We start from the raw sequence: 4,179 nt of genomic DNA, 5'->3' as shown, positions 1-4,179 counted from the left end.
CGCCGCGCGCCGCCAATACCCCACCCCCACACCAGCACCGGCCACATACAACTCACCAACCACCCCCACCGGCACCGCACGCAACCAGCCATCCAACACAAACACCGCCGCCCCGGGTATCGGCACACCAATGGGGACCAACCCCGTCCCCGGTGTGAGCGGAGCACTGATCGACGCGCATACGGTGAGCTCGGTTGGGCCGTAGGCATCGATCATCAGCCGCCCGGACGCTGCCCACCGATCCACTACTTCGGTGGTGCAGGCTTCACCGGCCACCACCACCGTCGTGGCCTCCAACCCCTCGGGCGAAAGCGCGACCACAACGGACGGGGTGCTGGTCAACACGCTGACCTTTTCGGCGATCAGCAGCGCGCGCAAGTCCTCGGGGGAAGTGGCGAACGACTCGGGTATTACCACCAGGCGCCGGCCCTGCAGCAGTGCCCCGAAGATTTCCCAGACCGAATAGTCGAAGGCAGTGGAATGACTCTGGGTCCACACCTGCCCTGGTGGCAGGCTCTGGTCGAGGGCCCTGGCCAGCCATGTCACGTTATGGTGCGCGATGGCAACACCTTTGGGCGTGCCGGTGGTGCCGGAGGTATAGATGAAATACGCGATGTTCTCCGGCGCCGGCGCGCCCGGCGCCGTCGTGGGTTGGGTGTCGATCGCGGGGTCATCGATCTCGATGACGGGGCCGGCGAATCCGCCGAGTCGTGGACGCAGACTCGCGCTGGTGATCACCGCCGATGGTGCGGCGTCAGTGAGGATGAACTCGATGCGCGCCGGTGGCACTATCGGGTCGATCGGCACGTAGGCGGCCCCGGCCTTGAGCGCGGCTAAGATCGCGACGATCGCCTCACCGCAACGCGGTAAAGCCACGCCCACCCGTCCACCAGGGGCCGCGCCGTGCCCAATCAGCAGATGCGCCAACCGGTTCGATGCTTCGTCGAGCTCCCGATAGGTCCTGCTGCGGCCGTCGAAGGTCACGGCCACCGCGTGCGGTGTCCGGGCCGCCTGGGCGGCGAACGCCTCTGGAATGGACGTCGGCCTCGTCATCGGCGCGGTCAGCACCGAGCGGTTGCCCCACTCGTCGAGCAAGTCGCGCTCGCCGGAATCGAGCACAGCCATTGATGACAGCCGTTGCTCGGGGTCGGCGGCCATGCAGACTAGCAGTCGTCGGAATCGGTCGCCCAGGACGTCGATGGCTGCGTCGTCAAACGCGTTGGTGTCGTATTCGATGCGCAGGCGAATTTCACGGCCGGGTGTGGCCTGTACCGTCAGCGTGTAGTGGTTGTATTCGGTTGCAGCGAAGTCGGTTACAACCAAATCCTGGGTGCCGGACAGCGCGGCCATGTCGATCGGATAGTTCTCGTAGACGAACAGAGTGTCGAAGAGTTGGTCGTGGCCGGTGAGACGCTGGATCTCGCCGAGCGCCAAGTGCTGGTGCTCGAGAGTGTTGTTGTGAGCGTTCTGCAATTGATTCAGCAAGCCCGCGACGGTGGTCGTCGAGGTGACATTCGCGCGGACCGGCACCGTGTTGATCAGTAGGCCGATCATCGATTCCGCCCCGGCCAGGTCGGTTGATCTTCCCGACACGGTGGTGCCGAAGACCACGTCGTGCTGGCCGGTCATTTCGATCAGCAATCCCGCCCACGCGGCCTGCAGCACCGTGTTGACGGTGGTGTGTTGCGAACGCGCCAGCTGGTGAATGGCTACCGTGGTCGCCGCTGGCATCGCGAAAGATCTGCAGCCTCGTCGCCCGAGCCCTAGCCGGCCCGCAGAGCCGAGGACGGTGGCGGCGTCGAGACCGGCCAATACCTCGCCCCAGGACACGCGTGCGGTTGCGAGGTCGCGGCCAGCCAGCCAGGTCACGAACCTGCGGTAGGGCGTGGGCTCCGGTAACCGGTGTCCGTCGTAACTAGCGAGAATCTCTTGCGCCAGCATTGACAGTGACCAACCGTCCACCACAATGTGATGGTTGGTCAGCACCAACCGGTGCCGGTCGTGCGCAACAGCGATGAGCGCAGCCCGGAAGGGCGGGTGTTCGGCCAGATTGCACACTGCGGCCCGCTCGGCACCGCACAACGCGTCGATCTGCTCGTCGACATCGAGCTCAAGGTATTGCCAAGGGATTACCGGGTCGGCCGGGATGATCTGTACGGGCTGGTCGAAATGGTCACAGAATCGCGCCACCAAGTTGGGGTGGCGGCTGATGCTCGTGTGCACCGCATCGCGCAGCCTGAATCGGTCGAGAAGCCCGACGAGGGTGATGTCCAGCTGGACCGCGTAGACGTCGTTGTCCGAGCCGTGGGCGAGGGTGGCGTGAAACATAAGGCCCTGCTGCAAGGGCGTCAGCGGTAGCACGTCAGCGATCCGGTATTGCTGTTGCAGCTCGTCGATCTGTTGTTGGCTCAGCCGAGCCGGGACGATGTCGGAGGGCGTCAGTCCTCCCCCGCCCTCGCGGACATGGGTGCAGATACCGGACAAGGCGTCGAACCAGAGCCGGCTCAGGCGGGCGACCTGCGCATGACTCAGGACCGATGACGCCCACGTCCACTCGGCTTGCAGAATCGGGCCCGTCTCGGTATCCATGGTGCCGGCATTGAGCTCCACGGTGTGCGCCAGCGGAATCGGCACTGCCGACGCCACATTCGTGGCCAACAAACTCTGCGGGCTGACGCGCCACAGATCGTCGGATAAGTCGCCCACACCCGCGCCGAGACGCCCTAAATAGTTGAACCCGATCACCGGTTCGGGCCCGCGGAGATCCGCGTCGGGACTCAAATACCGCAACAAGCCGTAGGTCAACCCTTCCGGCATCGCGCGCAGCTGTTCCTTGGCATCCTTGATCACCGTCCCCAGCGCTGCATCACCGGCGCAGACCTGTTTCCAGGACAGCTCACGGGTCGCTAACGTCACCGGGTACTTGGTGGTGAACCACCCCACCGTCCGCGATAGGTCGATATTGTCGGCCAGTTCCTCGTGACGGCCGTGGCCCTCGACATCGATGCCGATCGGCGCCCCCGCGGCACCGAGGAATTCGTTGCACGCTAAGGCGAATGCGATCAACAGAATGTCCTGCACCCCGGCGTGAAACGCCGCCGGAACCACGCTGAGCAGTTGCCGCGTCGTGCCCGCATCCAATGCCAGCGACAAACGCCCAGCAGTGACGTAGGTGTCGATGTCCGGTTGCACCGGTGGCAATGCAGGCTCAACCACCAAAGCCTGGGCCCACGTGTCGACCAAGCCCAACACGGTAGGGCTGCGGGCATACTCTTCCAACAGCGACGACCAGCTGGCGAACGAAGTGCCCCCGACCGGCAGGGAAACGGGTTCACCGTTGTGGCGTTGAGCCCACGCGATGTTGAGGTCTTCCAACAGAATTCGCCACGACACCCCGTCAACCGCCAGGTGATGGATGAGCAACGCCAACTGTCCGGTATCGGGTACCCACAGCGCACTCAGCATCGCCCCGGCAGCGGGGTTCAACCGCGAGCGCGCCGCCACCAGTGCCTCATCGGACAATGCATCGACCGAGCGCAGACAGTCGCACACATCCACCGCACCCGGCTCGAGGACGACGAGCGACCATTGACCGGCCTCGTTGTCCAGAGTCTTCAGCCGCAACATGGCGTGTCGATCTACCAGCGCCTGCAACACCGCCGAGACATCGGCGTCGCCGACTCCCGCCGGAGCCTGCACGACCAGCGCTTGGTTGAACTGATCGGTTGGCCCCGTTATGTCGTGCAACCAGTGCATGATCGGCGTCGCCGCGACCGGCCCGACGCGTTCGTCGACAACATCCGGCGCGGCACCGGCGAAAGCAGCCACCTGGGCCAGACCGGCCACCGTCTGCTCGACGAACACGTCCCGAGGCCGACACAGAACACCGGCGGCGCGGGCATGCGCCACCACCCGCATCGACAAAATGCTGTCGCCGCCGAGGTCGAAGAAGGAGTCGTTGATCCCGACCCGCTGCACGCCCAGGACCTGGGCGTAGATGTGGGCGAGGATCTCTTCGATGGGATTGCGGGGAGGCTGATATTCACCAGTGGTGTATTCGGGTGCGGGTAGCGCGCGGGTGTCGAGTTTGCCGTTGACCGTTAGCGGCATGGCGTCGAGGACCACGATCGCAGCCGGCACCATATAGGCCGGCAACAGCTCACCCAGCCGAGCACGAGC

1 protein-coding gene is annotated in these 4,179 nt (G+C 64.9%); it reads right to left on the bottom strand.

The features are described 5' to 3' along the window. The coding region (locus A5622_RS15200) for a condensation domain-containing protein (protein WP_156752968.1) at positions 1 to 4,179 on the bottom strand (4,179 nt) is incomplete at both ends.

It is taken from the genome of Mycobacterium sp. 1245801.1 (genome assembly GCF_001673055.1).
Lineage (GTDB): Bacteria > Actinomycetota > Actinomycetes > Mycobacteriales > Mycobacteriaceae > Mycobacterium > Mycobacterium europaeum_A.
Note: the sequence above shows the minus strand (reverse complement) of the source record. Positions and strands in the feature narration are given on the sequence as shown.